Below are 19290 nucleotides of genomic sequence, written 5' to 3' on the forward strand. Positions count from 1 at the left end.
CCCCATTTGATACTCATTTTGGTTGAATATGCTAACGTTGTAACGAAAACCAAGGGCGTTGCCCCCGGCTATTGATTTTGCCCCTTCGGGGCTATTTTGAAATTTCATTTTTCAATATCGCACCGTGAGCCTCTCTGTATACTTTTTACTAGATGCCCCGGACTATTGATTTTGCCCCTTCGGGGCTATTTTGAAATTTCATTTTTCAATATCGCACCGTGAGCCTCTCTGTATACTTTTTACTAGATGCCCCGTGCTATTGATTTTGCCCCTTCGGGGCTATTTTGAAATTTCATTTTTCAATATCGCACCGTGAGCCTCTCTGTATACTTTTTACTAGATGCCCCGGACTATTGATTTTGCCCCTTTGGGGCTATTTTGTTTTATCTTGGTATTTCCATCGTATTAAACAATTCCCCTAGAACCTCGTCCTCGGTTATGCCTTCCATTTCGGAGTCGGCGGTTAAGATGATTCGGTGTCTTAAAACCGGTAAACCTATTGTTTTTATATCTTCTGGAATCACGAAATCTCTACCCGAAATAGCTGCGAGGGCTTTTGAGGCTTGCATTAGTGCCAATGAAGCTCTTGGCGAACCACCCAAAGCTATTTGCTTATGATTTCTGGTGGCCTGCACTATATCGGTTATGAATTTCAATAGGTGATCTTCAATTATTATTTGTTGGATCGTTTCTTTTAATGAAAGAATCTGCTCTTTCCCTAAAATCGCATTTACGGTTTCAGTAACCTGAATTTGCGTTTGATAATTGAATTTTTTCAATAGTTCAATTTCTTCATCTGGCTTTGGATAGTCCACCAATATTTTCATGAAAAATCTATCCAGCTGAGCTTCTGGGAGCCTATAGGTGCCTTCTTGCTCTATAGGATTTTGGGTTGCCAACACCAAAAATGGTTGCTGCATAGGAAAGGTTTGCCCATCTATGGTAACTTGTTTTTCTTCCATTAGCTCAAACAATGCCGCCTGGGTTTTAGGAGGAGAGCGGTTTATTTCATCTATTAGAATAATATTGCTAAAAATAGGCCCGCGTTTGTATTCAAACTCCAAACTTTTTGGGTTGAAAACCGAAGTCCCCAACACATCAGACGGCATAAGGTCAGGCGTGAATTGTATACGTTTAAAACTAATGTCTATGGCTTGGGCCAAGAGTTTAGCCGTTAAGGTTTTGGCAACACCTGGCACGCCTTCCATTAATACGTGTCCGCCGCATAATAAGCTGGTAATGAGCAAGTCAATATTCTCCTGTTGACCAATGATTACTTTTCCTAGCTCGTTTTTAATTTTGGAAACGGCCAAGGCGAGTTCGCCAAGTTCTATTCGGTTGTTAAATATTTCTTCTTCTTGATTTTCCATTGAATAGTCTATTTTGTAAATTTATATACGTCTCTGTAAAATTTTATTAAGTCTTTTTTGCTAAATATTTCCTCCGAATTTATCAGGTTACATTGTTGCACTAGTTCCAAAACATCCTCAGGTTTTTTGTTGGTTTTTTGGGCTATTTTTTCAGTGTTTTTTTCTGTGAAATCTTTTGGGAAAATTCGGTATTTTGAATGTAAAAAGTCATGTAACTGCAATACCAGTTTTTCGGCGATTTTGTTGTGGTCTTTTTTTAACCAATACAATCCGGCCAAAGCTTTTGTGAATTCGTAAGAAGTATTTTTGATTTCAGGAAGTACCGGAATTGGTTTTTGAACCCTTCGCATATTTACCAAAATAAACAATCCAATAGCCAAAATAAAAGTAAATACTGCCCAAGCCAATGGCGGATTTCGCATTATCAAATCCCAAAAAAAGCTTTCTCTAGGTACAGAAGGGTCGCTTTCGGGTCTTTGCGTTGGGTGGTTTCTATAAAAATTATCCCAAATTATCTTTTTGTTTTTTGCACCTGTATAATCTAAAATCAGATTGAAGTATTCGAAGTTGTTTTTATGCAACAAAAAATAATTGGTCATAGTCATGGGCCGCATTTGTATGAAAAAATGTCCATCGCCCAAAGGTAAATCTACCAAACCCATGCCGCCAGATTTATCATAACTGAGGATATTCAAGGTGTCGGCTTTTGAGATATAGCCTTCATTGTAAAAAGAAACCGCATGCCCTGGATACGAAAACGTTTTATTCAAACTATCCCCACCTTTCCATCCAATCGATATAGAATCTTTTTCATCAATTATTGGCGGCCATTGGTTGTAAAATACCGCACTTTCCTCGAGATTCAATAAAGTGTCTAAAAATGAAGGTTCTATCGTAAAAGCACTGATATATAGGTTGTTGCCATTTGATACAAACGCTAAGAGCTTGCCTATTTCTTCTTGTGTAGGCAAAAAATGTGGGCTGGCTATTACCAAAAACTTGTTTTTCTGCTCAAATTTTTTGTTGAGATAGTCGGGCTTTATGTCGTTTATTTCAAAACCTTCCTTTGAATATTTGGAAAGCGTTTCATAGAAATATTTGATGTCATAAGGCCTATAAGTGCTTGTTTTGTAGCTGATTTTGTCATAAAAAATTTGCTTTGATTTTCCTGGTCGTGTACCCAAATACACCAAATATCCCAATATTAGGACAGTTATTGCAGCTATTAGTATCCTTTTTGTCATATATATTTGCCTAAAAGGTTTTTATAGTTGGTGGTGATTTTTTGATAAACTTCTTCCTGAATTTGGAATTCGCCAAACCATACTGAATTATAATAATGCGTGCATTTTTCAAATTCTATCGCATATTTATTCCCACGCATTTCATCACAATATTGTCGGTTGGTTTTGTTGATATGAAATACAATCAATCTGCTTTTATCTAGTTTTTTTATAAGCCATAAATAGTATAATCTCACCGCCAATCTATAATTTTTACTTTCTTCGGCATTGGCTATTTGGGAGGCAAAGTTTATGTTTTCTAATGAACCTATGTCCTCTATTTTGGTGTCTTCAGTAATTATTTCGTTTACTGGAGCATTTGTTGGTTTGTTAAAAACATTGCTAAATTTCGTAGTTACAATCAAATAAATTACTGCAGCGGCTAGTATTGCCAAAAATAACCACTGAATAAATTCAAACGATCTACTAAAATATTCTTCATCAATTTCTGACTCGTTTTCTGTTTTTCTGCCTGAATATTTATCACCTTTTCTGTTAGCATTTGTTGAATCATCCAGATTTCTATTTTTCGATTTTACACTGTCCATTGGCGGTAAACCGTCCACATACCAAAGTTCTGGGTCTGATTTTTTCAAAGAATCCACAAATGGTTTTGAGGGAGATTTTTGTGCAAAAACGATTTGCCCTAACAAAAACAAAACCAGAAGAAAATACCAAGGTTTATTTCTCATGACTGATGTTTTTAAGGTATTGCTCAAGTGGTGTTTCTTGAGCCAGTTTTCGACTATAAATAAAGAAATACCAAACTAAAAATGTCCAACAAGCTATGAATAAAACCACCAATAGTCCTGAAACTAAGAGATTGGATTTTTGCAAACCAGCACTGCCTAGTCGGGTTATGTAACTTTCTATAAATGCTGCAATGAAGGTAAATGGAATAGTCCCGATAAATATTTTGGCACTCTCAAACATGCCTTTTTTGATCGCTTGTTTGCGTGTAAGTGTATATGGAAACAAAAAACTTAAGCCTAAAATCAATCCTGCGGTGCATTCTAAAATCAATCCCATTAGCTCAAATGTGCCGTGAAGATTTATCACAAATATGGCCTGAAAACCTAAATGGTGTTTGAAAAACATTGTTAAAAATGTACCTACCATGAGGCCGTTTTTGAAAGTATGATAAAATGTGCCAATGCCCAAAAGCACCCCAGACATAAAGACCAATAGACCCACAAAAAAATTGTTTGAAAATATCATCAAGAACATTTTGAAAGGCGAAGCGTCGGCATATACGCCAAAGGGAATTCCTTTTCTGATGTTGTCTTCGGTCATGTCTACGTATCCTTTTCCTAAAACAGCTTCAATGAAATTGGGCTCGATATTAGAGCAAATAGCTCCTAAAACACAGAAAATTATAAAAAATGCTGTGGCTAACCAAAGTACTTTTTGGTTATGACCCAAAATGAGCGGAAAGTCTTTTTTCCAAAAATTGACAATCGGGTTTTTATCTTGTTTTTGATAAATAGACTTGTAAACGCCTGCTGAAAGAAAATTCAGATAGCTTGTGATTTTACTGTGTGGATAATGTGTTTGGGCATAGGATAGGTCACTTGTAAGGTCAATAAAGTCAGATGATATTTCGTCAGGGTCTTCTTTTTCTGAAGCCTCAATTTCAAGCCATCTCGACCTATTCTTGTCTATAAATGTGGTTTCTCTCATAAAAAGCTGCCTGAGATTGGGTTTTTAATAGGTTTTTTTATTAGGAACAATTCAGAATAATATTCTAAATCTATACCTGAAATATTTCTTATCAAATTTCTTTCCAATTTTTTTTCGGCATAAAAATTGAACAGCAAATTTAAAAAATATTCAAAGTTTGCAATTTTATATTTTTCCTCATAAACTTACAGCATGAATGCAATAAATATTCCAACTTTTTTAAACATCGACCTGGCTTTTACGCTTAGTGGTACAGCCCGAAGGTTTGGTGCGTTTTTTATTGATTGGATCATAAAGTTCGGGTATGTTTTTTTTATTTCATTTGTATTTTCAATTCCTATTTTCTCTGATAGTTTCCTCCTTGGTTTCGTTATTTATTTACCTCTTTTTTTCTATACTTTTTTGTTAGAATGGCTATTTAAAGGCCAAACAGTCGGCAAAAAACTTATGAATATCAGAGTGATAGGTGTAGATGGAAATTATCCTTCAGTTAGCCAATGTGCCATTAGATGGATGTTTTTGTTAGCAGATGCTTATGTGTTTTTCTTGGCGGCTTTGATTACCCCTTGGTTTGGAGCTGTTTCTTTTTTGGGGCCTTTGGTGGGTGCACTTTTGATAGGCCTTACCAAAACCGAACAAAGACTGGGAGACATAGCAGCCCAAACCTATGTTGTGAGTGCCAAAGAGGACCATTTCAGCATTGAAGATACTATTTATTCTTATGCCAATAAACGGACAAACTACATCGTAAAATACCATGAAGTAATGAAACTGTCTGACAAAGACATGACTATTATTAAGAACCTTTTGGAAAAATCCGAAAATCAAATCGACAGTGATTTGGCTAATCGATTGGCTAAGCATGTGAAAAAATTATTAAAAATAGAAACCGAGGAAAACGACATGCTTTTCTTGAAAAACTTATTGAGAGATTATAATTACTTGTCTATCAACGAAAAATAATTGGAGTCCAGAAACCACACATCAAACGGGGCGAATCTGAAAAGCCATACGAGTAAGAAAACCACAAAAATCAATTTTTATGTTAATCGACTATTTTTTCGGAGCTTTTAAAAAGTATGCGGACTTTAAAGGCCGAGCTAGAAGAAGCGAATATTGGTATTTTCAACTTTTTAATATACTTACAATTATTGTTTTAGCCATGTTGGGTTTCCCAATATTTAAAGACGCTGGAAGTTTTATTATTTTACTTTATGTTCTTATTTCAATAATTCCGACTTTAGCCTTGGTAGTAAGGCGATTACATGATGTAGGTAAAAGTGGCTGGTTTTATTTTATAAGTATTGTACCAATAATTGGCTCTATTTGGTTATTTGTTTTGCTAGTTACAGACAGTGATTTTGGACCGAACGAATATGGCCCAAATCCGAAGGGAATTGGAAATGAAGATGATGAGGAAGATGAAGTTCAAATTTCACAAATTGGTCAATAAAACTTTAGATTTTCAAAATGGCTGCAATTTAAAATGAATTGCGGCCATTTTTTATGCGTTTTAATTTGGGTAAAAATCAATAATGATCTAATTTTAATCCATCAAATGTATTTATTAATGAGAGTTTTAATTCTTTATTTTTCAATAATTCTAACAATATTTTCTTGTAAATCAGACCCCGAAATTATAGAAAAAGATGGGATGGTTTTGGTAAAAGGGAAAGATGGTTTAAAGGACTTTTGGATAGATAAATACCCAGTTACAGTTGCACAGTTTGCTGAATTTGTAAAAGCCACAAACTTCAAAACCCAAGCAGAAGAGTTTGGAGATGCAGGGTATTTTGACTTTAAAACTGGTCTGTGGAGTTTAAAAAAAGGAGCAGATTGGCAATATCCATTAGGGAAAGATACTATAGCGGCACCTCTGAATCATCCTGTCACGCAAGTGTCCTGGAATGATGCCGTGGCATATTGCAAATGGGCAAATAAACGCCTTCCAAGCAGCGAGGAATTTCTTTTTGTAGAGAAAAACGGAAACCCAGACTATGAAAAAACCTATACTTGGGGCGATGAATTCATAGAAAATGGAAAGTATAAAGCCAATTTTTGGCAAGGAGTTTTTCCCTATGAAAATACGGTGGACGACGGTTTTCTAACTACTTCGCCTGTTGGCTATTTTGGTTTGAACAAATTGGGAATGGGTGACGTTGGAGGTAATGTTTGGCAATGGTGCAGCGACGAAAATCCCGAAAAGCCAACAGAGTGGTACCAAAGAGGAGGCTCATACTTGTGCGACCCAAAAGTCTGCCACGGATTTAAACTTGGTGGAATTTCTTCCTCCACACAAGAAACTTCACTTCAGCATGTTGGTTTTAGATGTGTTAGGGATATTTAGGGTTTGGGTTTATTGGTGAATTTGTTATTAGTTAATTGGTTATTTAGTTATTAGTTAATTAGTTATTGGTGAATTCGTTTATTGGATTTTTTAACAATTTGTCTTTTGTAGGAATTTATGAATTTGAAAATGAATTGGAAAGAAGAAAATGATTCTACCAAATTAACCATACTGCTTTTTAGCATTTATTTGGCTGCACTTGCGTGGATTTTGATATTCAAATTGGGTGTTCGGTTTTCATATATGGAGCAGCGACAAGTAAATTTGATTCCATTTGTTGATTATTTTTCGAAAACTGGTAAACTAGACCTCGCAGAAGTCATAATGAATATTTTCATTTTTATTCCTCTTGGTGTTTATGCAGCTATTTTATTCAAAAGGTGGTTTTTTATATCTAACGTTTTCTTTTTTTTCTTGACAAGTCTTCTGGTTGAAAGTATCCAATTTGTTTTTAAAATTGGGGCATTTGACAGCTCCGATATAATTACCAACACATTTGGAGGAATTATTGGTTTCTTTCTTTTTCAGTTATTTGCAAAAGTGTTTAACAGTAGTGAAAAAGCTCAAAAAATCACAAATGTTATTGCAGGCATTGCTACTTTTTTGATGATAATATTTTTGATTCTTCTTAAAACAAATCAACTAGGTGTAAGATATCAATAGTTTTAGATTGCTAGTTTTTTGTGAGGTTAGAAAATTTAATTCTAAAGAATTATAAAGCTAAGATGCTTTAAGTAAGCCTTGTATAAACTATTTGTAAAAAGTAAAAGCACCCTAAAAGATGCTTTTACTTTTTTTTGAATAACCTAAAAATTACTTATTACCATAAGCCTTATCCAAAAACTCATAACGAGCATCGTTTTGGGCTTTTTCGGTTTTTGAATCCGCCGTTATTACCATTACTGCAGGTTGTTTATCACCTGGTTTGGCTACTTCCCATACTGGCAATTTATCGCCGTTTGGATTTCCCGTTTTTATGAAATTCGCAAAATAATTAAACATCGTTTCAGAGGCTTTATAGTCATCTGCGGTCCAGTCATAATCTTTGATTAAGTGCAGGTTGCCCATGCAATATTCAATTTCGCTTGCGTGAGATGCACCCACCGGTTCTGGTGCTTTTGGAGCATTGCTGTCTTTTTTAACTGTTCCTCCAGCCAAGCCTTCCGTACGGCTTTTGTCTATCAAAGCAGGGCGAATCTGGCTAAACATATATCTGTAAACTGGTTGAGAGCTATTGTTGATGGCCAAGTTTGACCATTTCCATGTACTGTACGAAATAAACCTATCTGACGCCAATGCCGTAGCTGACAATTCGGTTTCTTTATCGTTAGCATGAGGATAAAGTTTCAAAACCTCGTCTGCTGTTTCAGGATATTCTTTTTTTACTCTTGTAATAAAATTCTCTGGCGTATTAGGCATGCCATACATAAATCCACCAGCAGGTATTTCTGCTGAGTTCCAGCCTACCAAAAGCGGCACTTGCGAATGTTCTTTCGCACTGAATATTTGTGGCAATGTTTTAGGTAAAAAGTAATTGTCCAAAACTACCGGAAAACCAAAACGCTTTGATTCATCGTACATTTCATACAAATCTCTTGTTGACAATGCTCGCAATTGTTTCAAGGTAGGAGCACCCGCTTTGTTCGCAAATTCCGATCCTTGTTTTTCGGCTTCTTCCAAGCTCACTGGGGACATGGTTGGATTTATTCCAGCTCCACTTTCGCCTATTGCTCCTGCTATCAAGCCTTTGGTAAGTGGCGAAGCCATTTGGTAACTTACTGATATTGAGCCTGCAGATTCACCCGCAATCGTTACTTTTTTAGGGTCACCACCAAATTTGCTGATGTTTTTTTGCACCCATTTCAATGCAGCTATTTGGTCATAATAACCATAATTTCCAGATCCTTTATAGCTTGATTCAGCCGTCAACTCTGGGTGAGCCAAGTTGCCAAAAATATTCAAACGATAGTTGCAGGTTATAACTACGATGCCTTTTTTGGCCATGCTTTCTCCATCATATCTCGGTTCTGAGGCATCTCCGGCTACATTTCCGCCACCGTAGAAATAAACCAAAACTGGTAAATCCTTGGTGTTTCTTTTGGCTGGTGTCCACACATTTAAATACAAACAATCTTCGCTAAGACCATCTGAGCGAGAGTTCATATCGCCGAAAACAACTTTTTGCATGGGTCTTGGCCCGAAGTTTTTGGTTTGTTTTACACCTACCCAATTGGTCACTGGTTGCGGCAATTTCCAACGAAGATTGCCTACGGGTGGCTTTGCAAATGGTATTCCAAAATAGGTTTGGATACCAGTTTTTACGTCATAATTGCCTTCAATCGTTCCATTTTCTATTTTTGTTTGTACCGAAAAGAAATTATTTTGGGCTTGGATAGACGTAAAAGCGATTATACAAAAGGTGAAAAGAAGAAAGATTTTTTTCATTATTTAAAGTTTAAAATTAATATTGTCTCATATTGAGACAATATTAATTAGTTTTATAAATAAATCCTATTTATTTTTGAAAAAATAAGTAATAGACTTGCCTCAAAATTCTTATCTAAAACATATTGCCTACGACTCCGTTGTATTTGGTTTTTCGGGTGAAAAACTAAAGATATTGCTAATGAAATACCACAATACGGGCTTTTATGCTTTGCCTGGAGGTTTTGTTGGTGTTTCAGAAAACCTCAACGATGCAGTAAGGAGAGGATTAAAAGAGCGAACAGGTCTTGATAATATCTACTTAGAGCAATTTTATACTTTTGGAAACTTGGAGAGATATAAGCCAGAGGTGATGCAAACCATTTTGGAAGCTAACGGAGGACTTGGAAATGGGCTTGAATGGCTTTTAGATAGATTTATTTCTGTAGCCTATTTTGCTTTGATAAATTATAAAGACGTTATTCCACAGCCAGATGCCTTATCCGACTCCTGTGACTGGTATGATTTAGACACGCTTCCAACTTTGATTTTAGATCATGCTGAAATTGTGAAAAAAGCCTTAGAAACACTGAGATTTAACCTCGACAGGAAATTGGTTACGACCAATCTTTTGCCTACCTATTTTACAATGAAAGACCTCCAAAATGTATACGAAGCGATTCTTGGAGAAAAACTTCATAGAGGTACTTTTCAAAGAAAAATGTTGGGACTTGGTGTACTCAAACGCCACGAAAAACAATATACCGGTGCTGCCAATAAAGCTCCGTTTTTATATAGTTTTGAAGATTAAATTTTTATGAAAATTTTCTTTCTAAACATCCAAAGCAATGCCAACCATTCTATGAAAAGAACCAATCCACCATTTACCAAATGCTCATATTGCTCTCCAAATATTTTGGCGAAATTATGCCCTAAATGAATTGGTAAATTGTCAGCAATAAAATAGACCAAAGTGTGAGCGATTACATAAGCGGCGATTGAATTGATACCAATAATTCTTAAAAACTCAAACCATTTCCCGTTGTTTTTTATTTCTACCAAAAAATAGAAAATCGATAACAAAATAAAACACCAGCCACCACTGAAAAGCACCCATGTGGGTGTCCAGATTCGTTTTACGTTGGGACAAATACCCGTGATATTTAGAATAAAACCAATAGCTACTAATGCTATACCATACATCAAAAAGGTTTTTAGTTTTTCTTGATTGGTTTTGGCAGATTTTAGGATATTTCCTGCAAAAAGTCCCAAAATCATAGTGCCAAGGGTGGGAATAAAACTCAAAGTTGCATATCCACCGCCATTAAAAAGAAAGGGTTTTTCTCTTGGAAAAAGATTTAGAAACCAGGTGTCAAAAGCCCATGCAAGGTTTGTGTTTTTGTTCCAGTGAGAAGAAATACCTGACAACCAATGTGGCCAATCTGGAGAAACTCCTACGGAATTAAGGTCAAAATTTGCCTCGGGAAGTGGAAAAAGTACAAAAGCCAGCCAATAGCCAAAAAGAATAATACCTAAAGAAATCATCTGCATTTTGGGCTTTAAAAAGCCAATAACGAACAAAAATGTATAACCCAATCCGATTTGAGAAAGTGTATCTTCAAAGGTCCAATAAGTCATTTGTCTATCTATTGATCTAAGAAAAACACCGAGCAAAACCAAAATAAGCGATCGCTTGATGGTATGCATTAAAAGAGATTTGAAATTTGCTCCTTTTGAGAGCCTCGCCGCGATAGAGTAGGGGAGAGCCACGCCAACTAAAAATGTAAATGAAGGCTGAATCATGTCGTGGAGAGAGCAGCCAATCCATTCTACATGCGATTGGTTAAACGCTAAAAACTTCCAAAAACCGCTTTCGGGAATAGCCTTTGATACTTTTGAAAACTCAAGTACCTCAGCCATCATCAAAAACATTACAAATCCTCTATAAATATCTACTGCATGGTTTCTTTTTACTGTATTTTCCATTTTGTTATAGGGTTGAATAGGCAAATATATGAAATAGAAATAGCTTAATTATCAGGAATATTAAAGTTCTTTCTTAACAATATTGCTAAGTTTTTGCAAGTTTGAATGTTTAAGTTGGTCATGTTTTCATTTAGGTCTTTTATATGATCAATAAGTTCTTTTGCTAAAATATTCCTTTTTTTATCATTTTTCCTTTTATACAATTCGACGTATCTATACTTGATTGTTCTAATTGCATAACCCATTTTTTCAGGACTCTTACCGTTTTTTGGAAATCTACCTAATAGAAATTGGCTATATGCCGCTTCTTTTGTATTCTTTTCAAAGTCTATTAGAATTGGAACAAAACTTTTTGCTTTTAATTGGCTTGGGATTTTTAGTTTAGCTTAATCACAAAGAGATGAGAATATGTCAACTAATTCAACAATTGATTTTGTTGATTTTCCTTTAGAGTTTACGCCTGCACCACTAATTATCTGTGGAAGATTGGTGTCTATTTCTTCGCACATGAGTTGTGTTCTCCGAGTTTATACCCATGGCCTCCCCAAAGTACAAGTATTGTATTTTTTGATAAACCTAAACGGTCTGATTCGTCAAGTAATCTCCCAATTTGTGCATCTATGTAGGATATGCATGCATAGTTGCCATGAATTAACTCTAGTTGTTTATCCTTGGAATGGGGCCTGTCTCTAGGCAATGGTAAATTTCTGAAGTCATCATAACGTCTAAATTCTTGGTCGCCATGGTCAGCAAATTCAGGACTGTTTTTTTGGGTAAATTTATTTTCTGCAGTTTTTAACTAAAGTTTCGAAGAAAAGTTAAACTATTGGTTATCAATGTAATATAAACTATATTTTTTAATATAATCTTTGATTATCGATTAAATAGATTTTATCAAAAAACTAAAAAATATATTGACATATTCAAAGATTCAAAAACCTTATCCAGAATTTTGGCGGTCTAGACGAGGCTTTTGAGGCCTTTTTCAGGCAACCAGTGTTGTAAAAATCTCAAAATAACTTTTATTTTACCCCGAAACTTTAGATGGTATAAAATATGAATAACATATGGTTCAGTTTCCGATAGCTACACAATTCCAAGTAATATTATAATTGACAGAGCTTGCACTATGATTTATTAGCCTTGCTTTACATGAAGTCGTATTGCAGCCATATAATACCAATTCAACCATATAAAGTTGTCCAACAGTACCCCCAGTTGCATCAATATCACCTACAAATACCCGAGGCGTACTTGTGAAACCTGCCGGTAAGCCAATAGACCCTTCCGCAGATATTGCATGAGCACCTAGAATTGCTCCAAACGTTGCGGTAGTAAAAGGAATAATTTTCAGATTGGTTTCAGAACTGGGATTGTAAGCAACTCCTTTTCCATTATTCACTGTTAAAGCACCTAAAGTACTTACGGCACCGTCTAGAATTGTTGTGCCATCCACATGCAAATTATTATTAAATTCTACATCGCCATTTACAGTAAGAGCCTTACCAGCTTGCGGGCCTGTACTTAACCCTACGCCTAATGCTTCTATCCCAGCGGTACCATTTACATCTAAATTATAATCTGGGAAATTATCATTAATAGCAAGCCTATTGGCAAATCTTACATTCCCGTTTACTGTAAGAGGAAAGTCGGGGTCTGTAGTTCCAATGCCAACATTACCTGTTGAATATGAAATTTTAGTTCCGTTTACGTTCCATTGGTTTCCAAAAAGACCAGCTTGCCAAGCTGTACCGTCATAAAACTTAAAAGTATGACCCGTAGTATTGTAATACAAAAGGCCTTCAATGGGACTAGCAACATCTGAGCTTAGCCTTGGAAGTAAAACCCCCTTAGTACTGCTTCTAACATCAAATATTGAAGAAGAATAAGGTATATCCGTTCCACCAACATTCGAAATAACCGTACCATTTGGAGAATCTATAGTTTTTGTGTTTTGGGCAATTAAGGCGTAATTGGTACTAAAAAAACCAACGAGAAGTAATATTTTTTTCATCCTTACAAAAATGTTTTATTTGTTAAATTTCAGAATGTTACTGGCTTGCCAAAAGATGTGAAATTTTCATGTTCAATATATAACCTCAGAAAATCTCGACCAATATCTTAAAACCCATGCGAAACTGGTCGTAGCCCTACCCATCGCTCTGTTTGTGTGCTAATTTTATTCGCTCATGGACATTTAATAATTTTCTTTTTTAAATGTAAACTATTAAAATAAAAAAAGCTATTGGATTTTATTTTACGGAGGAGGGCAATTAGTAACTAAAGTTTCGGAGAAAAGTTAAACTATTGATTATGAATTAATTAGATTTTATCAAAAAACTAAAAAATATATTGCATATTCAATGATTCAAAAATCTTATCCAGTATTTTGTCAGTCTAGACGAGGCTTTTGAGGCCTTATTCAGGCAACCAGTGCTGTAAAAACCTCAAAATAGCTTTTATTTTACGCTGAAACTTTAATTTTTAATTTATTTCTTTCGTATGGATCCCAGTATTTTTTAGGTGCATTGATAGGTAAATGAGGCTTATAAAAACCAACGAAAAGGAAAGAAGGTTCTTTAGACTTTTTCAATTTCTATAGTTGTTTTATGGCTTCAGATGTTTGAGCTTCATCAAAATAGGAGTAGTCACCTACATTTTCGTTTTCAGTTGCATTAGCTTTGATATACCAAATACCATATTTATCTATTCTAGAAATGTTGTTTTCTGCTAAAAATTTAAGTTTTTTTTCTTCTATAATTTTTAAATTTTCTGAACCTGCATAGATAGCATCTGGGTCAAATTGATAGCCTTCAATATGGATATCTTTAGTCCAAGAGAGAGAGTCGGGGGAAATGTTTTGAAAAGTTTTGCCTAATCCGATTGTTGTATAGCTATTTTGTTTAAAATATTGTGGTATTGTCATCAAATCACGGTTAGTTTTTCACATATCAGTCTGTAAATCCCAGACTTTTAAGTTATCAGATCTAAGACCAGTAAGTAGACTTGCCCTTGACAGATTACAAACTGCTTGTTGGCAATAGGCTCTTTCAAATACGACGCCGTTTTGGGCCAAGCGACTAAGATTCGAACTTATAATATCAGGGTTTTTATATGCTGCAAAATCAGGTCTTAAATCATCCACAGGGATAAAAAGAACGTTTATTGGTTGATTTTTTTTTTTCATTTTCGAAATTAAAAGCAGTCGATAATTAGAAGAACAAAATGGCTATTGTTTTATTCATATTTTGAATTTTTTAAAGATTGATAACTTGACCACTTTTTGAAATTTTAAAACCTGATTTTAGAGTATATATGGTCTCTTTTGATTTAATATTCAAAAGTGGATTGGTGTGGTTGAGATGAATAAAATGCACTTTTTCTTTTTCATTTTGTGGCAAATCCGCTAACAATCCCATCGTTTCAGTTACGAATGGATGTGGCACTTCACTCATAGGTCTGGCTATTTCTCCATCTTTATAAAAAGTGCCATCTAGTAGAAGAAAATCGTTTTCTTTCACCAATTCTTTTAGATCTTTATTCCATTTTTGCCATTTGTCAATGTCTGGTATAAATATCAGGCTTTTTGTATTCGTAATTATTTTATAACCAACGGTTTCTGAGAATTCATCGCGATGTGGTACTTTGAAAGGCATCACTGTAATTCGTGAATTTAAAACCATTTCTTTGCCGTCTTCAAGGTTTTCTAAGCTTATATTTTGCAAACTTACCAATTGGCTCCAAGGGTTATTGGTTTCTAAAAAAACCTTCATTTTGGGCATAGCGTACACTTTGGTTTCTGTAGCACCCATCACTTCTCTGCCCAAATTCATAAGACCCGTGTAATGTCCAATGTGGGCATGGGTGAGGAAAATCCCGTCTAGAGATTTATTGTTTTCGGTTGTTTTATTGAGCAGATATAATTGTTCCGAAAAGTCAGGCGTAGCATCGAATAACCATTTTTCATTGCTTATTGGGTCAACTAAAGCAATGCACGAAACCCCAATATGTTTCTCAGGTTTAACCCAAATGTTTTTGCAGCATTCTTTCATGCAAGCAGCCTGAGGGAATCCACCGTCTTGTGCAGTTCCAAGTATGATTACGTAAGGATTTTGGGCATAAACTTGTATGGTTAAAAAAATAAAGAGTAAAATTTTCATTTTATGTTTAGCAATAGTTTTGAAAATGAAATTTAAGATTTTTTATCCAAAATTCTCAATTGTAATTTATATTAGTATTTTGCAAAAAGAAAATTAAACTGAATTTAAAACTAAGCAAGAATTGACGATCAATGAAATATTAAATTCAACTGAACACCGAAATTGGGTGAAGCCTAAAGAAAGTTGGAGGTTTTATCAAGAATGGAATGAAGCTGTCTTTTTCCATTGGAAAGTTGAAGTAGATATTTTACAGAAATATATTCCTAATGGCTTGGAAATAGACCTTTTTGAAGGTCAGGCCTGGGTTTCACTGGTTGTGTTTAAAATGGAAAAGATTCGACCGAAAGGTTTTCCTGCTTTTTCGCCAATATCAAACTTTGACGAGATAAATATTCGAACTTATGTGAAATCAGGAAATAAAACAGGCGTTTATTTTTTAAGTATAGAGGCGAGTTCTAGGATATCATGTTTTATAGCAAGAAAAATATCAGAATTACCCTATCGGTTTTCTAATATTAAAAGGAGTTTTGGTAAAATCCATTCAGTAAATAATACCTTTGAGGAGAGTCTTAAAATTGAATATCAACTAAGTGAAAATGTAAATGAAAAGAGTGATTTAGATAAGTGGCTAACTGAAAGATATGCACTTTTTCAAGACGCCGATTTAAAAATAAATTCTTTTGATATTCATCATTTAGAATGGCCGCTCAAAGCTATAGAAGTTTCTTATTTTAAGTTAAATTATAATAGATTTGAAAATTTAATTGGGAATACGCCGGATAAAATTCAGTATTCAAAAGGTGTTAAAGTATTGGCTTGGGGGAAGAAGCAATTGAATGTTTAGATTAAACTATTTCTAAACCAAAAAATATATTTAAATTATTAAAAAACAGATATTTGATAAATATGAGAACTATTTTGATTTCCTTCTTTGTACTTACGACTTCTTTGGTTTTTTCTCAAAAAATACTCTCTGAAAAAGAAAGAGCAGTAGTTATTGATGAAATACTCGAGGACAGAATGACCAATCTTTTGCCGAAATTGATGCGAAAAGCGGGCATAGATATGTGGGTGATTATCGGCAGAGAATACAATGAGGATCCTGTCATGAAAACTATGTTGCCAGCAGTTTGGCTTTCGGCTCGTCGTCGTACCATGATGGTTTTTATGGACAAAGGTGGTGACGAAGGTGTGGAAAGATTGGCCATAGCTCGCTATGATGTAGGACATCTGCTAAAAGGCGAATGGGACCTCAACACCAATCCAGACCAATGGGATGCTTTGGTAAAGCTAATAAAAGAAAGAAATCCAAAAAAAATAGGCTTGAATTTTTCCAAATATTATGCACATGCCGACGGATTGACTTTTACCGAACATGAAGAGTTTTTTAAGAAATTACCGCCTGAATTTCAAAAGAAAGTAGTTTCGGCTTCTGATCTGGCGGTAAACTGGCTTGAAACCCGCACCGAAAGAGAAATGGTAATCTATCAGCAGATTTGTAGAATTTCACATGAAATTATTGCGGAAGCGTTTTCTGATAAGGTCATACAACCGGGTGTTACTACCACTGATGATGTGGTTTGGTGGATGCGTCAGAAAGTTACGGACTTGGGCTTGGAGACTTGGTTTCATCCAACGGTTGATGTACAAAGATATGATCCGGAAAATTTTGACCACTTACGTACTTTCTCTAAAAGACCTGAAAAACAGGTTATTATGCCTGGGGATTTATTGCATTGTGATTTTGGTATTACCTATTTAAGGCTCAATACCGACCAGCAGCAGCATGCTTATATTTTAAAACCTGGTGAAGAAATTATACCTGATTATTTGGTAAAGGCATTTGCCCAAGGCAATAGAGTTCAAGATTATCTAACGGAGAACTTTAAGGCTGGAAAAACTGGAAATGAGATTTTGGCGGATGCTTTGGCCCAAACCAAAAAAGAAGGAATAAACGGGACTATTTATACGCACCCGATTGGCAACCACGGGCACGCTGCGGGTCCAACTATAGGTATGTGGGATAATCAAGGGAAAACCATCGGGCCTGGTGATTATCCCTTGAATCCGAATACGGCATATTCTATTGAGCTGAATGCCGCTGTGCAAATACCCGAATGGAAAAAGACAGTTAGAATTATGTTAGAAGAAGACGGCTTTTTTGACGAAAACGGAGCTTTTAGATACATAGATGGAAGGCAGAAGGAGATTTACATGATTCCGAGAAAATAATTCAGAATACAAATCAAACAAAATTCAACCCATGGAAAGAAGAGATTTTTTAAAGAACGCCGGACTTGGATCGGCGGCATTGGTACTGCCCCAGCCTCCAATTCAAACTGAAATCAGCTTAAAACCTCGTATAAAACTCAGTGTGTCTAGCTATTCTTACTGGCACTTTAAGGGCGATAAGTTTCCGATAGAAAAAGTAATTGACGATGCCGCCCGAATGGGTCTCGATGGTATTGACATTTTGCACCGACAAATGGAAGGTGAAGACAATGCTTATATTCAAAAACTCAAACGCCTTGCTTTTGAAAACGGAATAGCACTCACCTGTTTGTCTATCCACCAAGGATTTGTGTTTCCCGATGCCGACGAACGCAAAAAAAATATTGATCACACGCTACATTGCATTGAACTGGCCGCCAAAATGGGCATTCCCTGTTTACGACTAAACACTGGGCGATGGAATACCATAAAATCTTTTGATGACTTCATGAAAGCTCGTGGTATAGAACCAGCCATAGCTGGCTACACCGAAGATGACGCTTTTGGTTGGTGTATAGATGGCGTGGCTCAATGTGTGAAGAAAGCAGAAGAGTTGGGGGTTTTGTTGGCATTGGAAAACCATTGGGGTTTAGCTGCAACTCCACAAGGCATGTTAAGAATCCACAAAGCCATCAATTCTCCTTGGCTACAATTGCTAATGGATACAGGCAATTTTTTGGAAGATCCTTACGATAAACTAGAGATGATAGCCAAAGATACTTGTTTTGTACAAGCCAAAACTTATTATGGTGGTGGGGTTTGGTATAGCCTAGACCTGGACTATGAGAGAATCGTAAAAATTCTTAACAAAGTGAATTACCAAGGGTATATTTCAATCGAATTTGAAGGCAATGAAGCCGCAGAAACTGGTGTTAGAAAAAGTGTAGAAATGCTGAGGAAATATATTTGAAAACCCAGAAAGGATTGCCACGAATGCACGAATAAATTTACCCAAATAAAGAAAACGTTTGGCATATTTGTGCATTCGTGGCAAAAATTTAAAATTTACTAAATTCTAAAAGAAATAGGTAGAAATCCATTGGAACTAAAGAATTTCCATTGAAACCAAATGCTGCATATTTTATTTAGTTCAATCAGGAAATGAAAATACCTGAATGGAAAAAGACCATTGAAATTATGCTCGAAAAAGATGGCTTTTTTTACGAAAACGGTTCTTTTAGGTACTTAGATGGCGGAAGAAAAGAGATTTTTTTCTAGTTCTAGAAAATAAAATTCCTATTTCTCAAGAGCGATTCTTACTGCTTTTTGATGGTGTTTGATATGGTAATCCACAAATCCCATCATTTCTGAAATGGTTAGTTTCCCTATTAAAGGATGTGGTAATTGGTACGTATTTAATTGTTTTTCAGACCAATTTCCTAATAAGCTGATAAGCTTTTCATGTATTTCTACAAAAGCTTTTTTCTCTGATTCCAGATTGGCGTCGGGTTTCATTCTCGGTTCAAAACCTGTGGCTTGTGTTCTAGGTTTGGCGTTTTCGATAATATAAATATCAACGATGGTTTGATAATCTCTTGAGCCACCTTTAAACTTTCTTCCGAACTTATACCAAAGGGCTATTTTTGGTGCTGCCAATGCTCTGTTGATGATTTTTGCACTCAATGTTAAGTGAGCGAAGTTTTGAGCTGCTGACCATTTGTTGTTTTTTGAAGCGAAAAACTCTTCATTATTAATGTTTTGCGTTTCTGCAATTAGGCTATCGCAGGTGCTTTTGAGCATGTCAATGATTTCTTCTTTTTTCATAATGT

21 protein-coding genes are annotated in these 19290 nt (G+C 35.5%); 8 read left to right on the forward strand and 13 right to left on the reverse strand.

The features are described 5' to 3' along the window. Positions 1-383: 383 nt before the first annotated feature. The 4 genes from EGI22_RS11360 to EGI22_RS11375 are packed head-to-tail and all read right to left on the reverse strand — an operon-like array spanning position 384 to position 4333. The gene (locus EGI22_RS11360) at positions 384-1370 is read right to left on the reverse strand and encodes a MoxR family ATPase (protein WP_255068504.1); all 987 of its coding nucleotides are present in this window, start codon (positions 1368-1370) and stop codon (positions 384-386) included. Positions 1371-1378: 8 nt separating this feature from the next. Beyond that, entirely contained in the window at positions 1379-2614 is a 1236-nt protein-coding gene (locus tag EGI22_RS11365) for a DUF4350 domain-containing protein (protein ID WP_255068506.1), read from the reverse strand. Then, entirely contained in the window at positions 2611-3345 is a 735-nt protein-coding gene (locus EGI22_RS11370) for a hypothetical protein (RefSeq protein WP_255068507.1), read from the reverse strand. The genes EGI22_RS11365 and EGI22_RS11370 overlap by 4 nt, the downstream gene beginning before the upstream one ends. After that, on the reverse strand, positions 3335-4333 hold the full coding sequence (locus tag EGI22_RS11375) for a stage II sporulation protein M (RefSeq protein WP_255068509.1): 999 nt from the start codon (positions 4331-4333) through the stop codon (positions 3335-3337). The genes EGI22_RS11370 and EGI22_RS11375 overlap by 11 nt, the downstream gene beginning before the upstream one ends. A gap of 192 nt (positions 4334-4525) precedes the next feature. Between EGI22_RS11375 and EGI22_RS11380 the strand changes: the two genes are divergently transcribed. The 4 genes from EGI22_RS11380 (at position 4526) to EGI22_RS11395 (ending at position 7343) form a co-directional block, all read left to right on the forward strand. Then, the gene (locus tag EGI22_RS11380) at positions 4526-5296 is read left to right on the forward strand and encodes an RDD family protein (RefSeq protein WP_255068510.1); all 771 of its coding nucleotides are present in this window, start codon (positions 4526-4528) and stop codon (positions 5294-5296) included. A 79-nt stretch (positions 5297-5375) separates the two neighbouring features. Then, positions 5376-5786, forward strand: coding sequence for a DUF805 domain-containing protein (locus EGI22_RS11385; protein ID WP_255068511.1), 411 nt, complete (start codon positions 5376-5378; stop codon positions 5784-5786). Between the two features lie 117 nt (positions 5787-5903). Then, entirely contained in the window at positions 5904-6680 is a 777-nt protein-coding gene (locus EGI22_RS11390) for an SUMF1/EgtB/PvdO family nonheme iron enzyme (RefSeq protein ID WP_255068512.1), read from the forward strand. Between the two features lie 129 nt (positions 6681-6809). Beyond that, the gene (locus tag EGI22_RS11395; RefSeq protein ID WP_255068514.1) at positions 6810-7343 is read left to right on the forward strand and encodes a VanZ family protein; all 534 of its coding nucleotides are present in this window, start codon (positions 6810-6812) and stop codon (positions 7341-7343) included. A 150-nt stretch (positions 7344-7493) separates the two neighbouring features. Here EGI22_RS11395 and EGI22_RS11400 read toward each other — a convergent pair whose 3' ends face one another. Beyond that, a complete protein-coding gene (locus tag EGI22_RS11400; RefSeq protein ID WP_255068516.1) occupies positions 7494-9125 on the reverse strand; it encodes a carboxylesterase/lipase family protein in 1632 nt (543 codons plus the stop codon). 91 nt (positions 9126-9216) lie between these two features. Between EGI22_RS11400 and EGI22_RS11405 the strand changes: the two genes are divergently transcribed. After that, entirely contained in the window at positions 9217-9915 is a 699-nt protein-coding gene (locus EGI22_RS11405; protein ID WP_255068635.1) for an NUDIX domain-containing protein, read from the forward strand. Here the strand turns inward: EGI22_RS11405 and EGI22_RS11410 are convergent. From EGI22_RS11410 to EGI22_RS11440, 7 genes are all read right to left on the reverse strand, one after another. Beyond that, positions 9912-11090 (reverse strand): acyltransferase family protein, encoded by a 1179-nt coding sequence (locus EGI22_RS11410; RefSeq protein ID WP_255068517.1) that lies wholly within the window; start codon positions 11088-11090, stop codon positions 9912-9914. The genes EGI22_RS11405 and EGI22_RS11410 overlap by 4 nt on opposite strands. Positions 11091-11476: 386 nt before the next feature. After that, entirely contained in the window at positions 11477-11599 is a 123-nt protein-coding gene (locus tag EGI22_RS11415) for a hypothetical protein (protein WP_255068518.1), read from the reverse strand. Continuing rightward, complete coding sequence (locus tag EGI22_RS11420) at positions 11584-11787, reverse strand: sulfatase-like hydrolase/transferase (RefSeq protein ID WP_255068519.1); 204 nt, start codon at positions 11785-11787, stop codon at positions 11584-11586. The genes EGI22_RS11415 and EGI22_RS11420 overlap by 16 nt, the downstream gene beginning before the upstream one ends. 375 nt (positions 11788-12162) lie before the next feature. Beyond that, positions 12163-13104 carry a hypothetical protein gene (locus EGI22_RS11425; RefSeq protein ID WP_255068520.1) on the reverse strand — a complete coding sequence of 314 codons (942 nt, stop codon included), beginning with the start codon at positions 13102-13104 and terminating at the stop codon, positions 12163-12165. A gap of 582 nt (positions 13105-13686) precedes the next feature. Further along, on the reverse strand, positions 13687-14016 hold the full coding sequence (locus tag EGI22_RS11430; protein ID WP_255068522.1) for a hypothetical protein: 330 nt from the start codon (positions 14014-14016) through the stop codon (positions 13687-13689). 18 nt (positions 14017-14034) lie between these two features. Continuing rightward, on the reverse strand, positions 14035-14277 hold the full coding sequence (locus EGI22_RS11435) for a sulfatase-like hydrolase/transferase (protein WP_255068524.1): 243 nt from the start codon (positions 14275-14277) through the stop codon (positions 14035-14037). 70 nt (positions 14278-14347) lie between these two features. Then, positions 14348-15250 carry an MBL fold metallo-hydrolase gene (locus EGI22_RS11440; protein WP_255068526.1) on the reverse strand — a complete coding sequence of 301 codons (903 nt, stop codon included), beginning with the start codon at positions 15248-15250 and terminating at the stop codon, positions 14348-14350. A gap of 121 nt (positions 15251-15371) precedes the next feature. On the opposite strand from EGI22_RS11440, the gene EGI22_RS11445 reads away from it, so the two are divergent. The 3 genes from EGI22_RS11445 (at position 15372) to EGI22_RS11455 (ending at position 18431) form a co-directional block, all read left to right on the forward strand. Continuing rightward, positions 15372-16094 (forward strand): YqjF family protein, encoded by a 723-nt coding sequence (locus EGI22_RS11445; protein ID WP_255068528.1) that lies wholly within the window; start codon positions 15372-15374, stop codon positions 16092-16094. Between the two features lie 62 nt (positions 16095-16156). Continuing rightward, positions 16157-17482, forward strand: a complete 1326-nt coding sequence (locus tag EGI22_RS11450; protein WP_255068529.1) for a M24 family metallopeptidase — start codon at positions 16157-16159, stop codon at positions 17480-17482. 31 nt (positions 17483-17513) lie between these two features. After that, the gene (locus tag EGI22_RS11455; protein ID WP_255068530.1) at positions 17514-18431 is read left to right on the forward strand and encodes a sugar phosphate isomerase/epimerase; all 918 of its coding nucleotides are present in this window, start codon (positions 17514-17516) and stop codon (positions 18429-18431) included. 326 nt (positions 18432-18757) lie between these two features. On the opposite strand, the gene EGI22_RS11460 is transcribed toward EGI22_RS11455, so the two are convergent. After that, positions 18758-19285 (reverse strand): DinB family protein, encoded by a 528-nt coding sequence (locus EGI22_RS11460; protein WP_255068531.1) that lies wholly within the window; start codon positions 19283-19285, stop codon positions 18758-18760. Between the last annotated feature and the right edge of the window lie 5 nt (positions 19286-19290).

It is taken from the genome of Lacihabitans sp. LS3-19 (assembly GCF_024343575.1).
In the GTDB taxonomy this organism is placed as follows: Bacteria; Bacteroidota; Bacteroidia; order Cytophagales; family Spirosomataceae; genus Leadbetterella.

Coding starts and splice junctions, on each gene's coding strand:
- EGI22_RS11360 (WP_255068504.1), bottom strand. CDS start 1,370: ATGGAAAATCAAGAAGAAGAAATATTTAACAACCGAATAGAACTTGGC.
- EGI22_RS11365 (WP_255068506.1), bottom strand. CDS start 2,614: ATGACAAAAAGGATACTAATAGCTGCAATAACTGTCCTAATATTGGGA.
- EGI22_RS11370 (WP_255068507.1), bottom strand. CDS start 3,345: ATGAGAAATAAACCTTGGTATTTTCTTCTGGTTTTGTTTTTGTTAGGG.
- EGI22_RS11375 (WP_255068509.1), bottom strand. CDS start 4,333: ATGAGAGAAACCACATTTATAGACAAGAATAGGTCGAGATGGCTTGAA.
- EGI22_RS11380 (WP_255068510.1), top strand. CDS start 4,526: ATGAATGCAATAAATATTCCAACTTTTTTAAACATCGACCTGGCTTTT.
- EGI22_RS11385 (WP_255068511.1), top strand. CDS start 5,376: ATGTTAATCGACTATTTTTTCGGAGCTTTTAAAAAGTATGCGGACTTT.
- EGI22_RS11390 (WP_255068512.1), top strand. CDS start 5,904: ATGAGAGTTTTAATTCTTTATTTTTCAATAATTCTAACAATATTTTCT.
- EGI22_RS11395 (WP_255068514.1), top strand. CDS start 6,810: ATGAATTGGAAAGAAGAAAATGATTCTACCAAATTAACCATACTGCTT.
- EGI22_RS11400 (WP_255068516.1), bottom strand. CDS start 9,125: ATGAAAAAAATCTTTCTTCTTTTCACCTTTTGTATAATCGCTTTTACG.
- EGI22_RS11410 (WP_255068517.1), bottom strand. CDS start 11,090: ATGGAAAATACAGTAAAAAGAAACCATGCAGTAGATATTTATAGAGGA.
- EGI22_RS11415 (WP_255068518.1), bottom strand. CDS start 11,599: ATGTGCGAAGAAATAGACACCAATCTTCCACAGATAATTAGTGGTGCA.
- EGI22_RS11425 (WP_255068520.1), bottom strand. CDS start 13,104: ATGAAAAAAATATTACTTCTCGTTGGTTTTTTTAGTACCAATTACGCC.
- EGI22_RS11430 (WP_255068522.1), bottom strand. CDS start 14,016: ATGACAATACCACAATATTTTAAACAAAATAGCTATACAACAATCGGA.
- EGI22_RS11435 (WP_255068524.1), bottom strand. CDS start 14,277: ATGAAAAAAAAAAATCAACCAATAAACGTTCTTTTTATCCCTGTGGAT.
- EGI22_RS11440 (WP_255068526.1), bottom strand. CDS start 15,250: ATGAAAATTTTACTCTTTATTTTTTTAACCATACAAGTTTATGCCCAA.
- EGI22_RS11450 (WP_255068529.1), top strand. CDS start 16,157: ATGAGAACTATTTTGATTTCCTTCTTTGTACTTACGACTTCTTTGGTT.
- EGI22_RS11455 (WP_255068530.1), top strand. CDS start 17,514: ATGGAAAGAAGAGATTTTTTAAAGAACGCCGGACTTGGATCGGCGGCA.
- EGI22_RS11460 (WP_255068531.1), bottom strand. CDS start 19,285: ATGAAAAAAGAAGAAATCATTGACATGCTCAAAAGCACCTGCGATAGC.